Genomic DNA, 1,226 nt, shown 5'->3' with positions numbered 1-1,226 from the left:
CTGCGGGGGCCGCGCCCGCGCCGTGGTACTTCTGGCGCAGCAAGGTCGACGGCAAGCGCGTCTGCGCCCAGGTGTCGCCAGGGCCGGGCTGGGAGCGCGACAGCACGCCTTACGACGGCCCGGGCTGCGAGGCGCGCCGCCGGGTGTTCGTCATCCCGATGCGCTGACGCTGCCGCCGCAGGGCGTGGCAGCACCTGCACCGCGCTGCTATACGCCGGCCTGCTGGTGCCGCCATTCCTGGCTGCGTCCGCCGTAGCCGTAAGCGGCCGCGCGGGCATCGATCAGGTGGATGTAGCTCACCTCGTGCAGGCGGGGCAGCAGGCCGGCGAACGCGGCATGGATCTCGCGCAGGTAGCGCGCCTTCTCCGCCTTGGTGTTGGTCTCGTCGGTGATGCTGATGTCCAGGTGGAAGGCGGTCTGGCCCAGCTCGGCCAGCGAGACGCCCCCGATGAACCATTGGTCGGCCGCGATGAACTGCACCGTGGTGGCGATCACGGGCAGGGCCTTGCCCAGTACGTTCTGGGTGATGTCGGCGACAGCCGCCGTCGCGCGGCTGGCCAGGGCGGCATCGGCGGGGCCGGACAGGTGGATGGCGATGTGGGGCATGGTGCGGGTGCTCGTTGAAGGGATGCCGTGATTTTTCGCCGCATCCACCGTCCTGAAAAGCGGGATTCATGGATACCATCCATCGGTTATTCCGTTGGATGCACTGCGCCATGCATGCCTTTCCCCTCGACCAGCTTCGCACCTTCGCCGCCGTGATCGACGCGGGCAGCCTCACGGCCGGCGCGCCGCGGGTGTTTTTGTCGCAGTCGGCCGTCAGCGAACAGTTGCGCAAGCTCGAAGAGCAGGCCGGCCAGTCGCTGCTGCTGCGCTCCAAGGCCGGCGTGGCGCCCACGGCAGCGGGCGAGCGGCTGCTCGGCCATGCGCGCCAGCTGCTCGCGCTGAGCGAGGCGGCCTGGCGCGATCTGCACGGCGTGGCGCTGCAGGGCACGCTGCGGCTCGGGGTCACCGATTACTTCCGCCCGGCCGATCTGGCGGGCCTGCTGGCGCGGGTGGAGGCGCAGTACCCGCAGGTGCGGCTGCAGGTCACGGTGCAGAAAAGCGGGCTGGTCGAAGCGGGCTATGCCGGCGGCGAGTTCGACGTGGGGCTGACCATGGCCTTGCCCGCCGCGCGCACGACGGCCGGCGCGGCCCGCGCACGGCCTGCCGCCAATGCCGCCACG

Annotated in this window: 2 protein-coding genes; one reads left to right on the top strand and one right to left on the bottom strand. The window is 71.1% G+C overall.

Going from position 1 to position 1,226, the window contains the following annotated elements; genetic code table 11:
• Positions 1 to 207: 207 nt before the first annotated feature.
• On the bottom strand, positions 208 to 606 hold the full coding sequence (locus tag AC27IO_RS24440; RefSeq protein WP_487116514.1) for a tautomerase family protein: 399 nt from the start codon (positions 604 to 606) through the stop codon (positions 208 to 210).
• A gap of 110 nt (positions 607 to 716) precedes the next feature.
• Here AC27IO_RS24440 and AC27IO_RS24435 point away from each other — a divergent pair.
• On the top strand, positions 717 to 1,226 hold a 510-nt coding region (locus tag AC27IO_RS24435), incomplete at its 3' end, for a LysR family transcriptional regulator (RefSeq protein WP_498741242.1).

The sequence above is a fragment of the Acidovorax sp. KNOB132 genome (assembly GCF_057541515.1).
This window is presented reverse-complemented; position numbering and strand designations above follow the sequence as displayed.

Coding starts and splice junctions, on each gene's coding strand:
- AC27IO_RS24440 (WP_487116514.1), bottom strand. CDS start 606: ATGCCCCACATCGCCATCCACCTGTCCGGCCCCGCCGATGCCGCCCTG.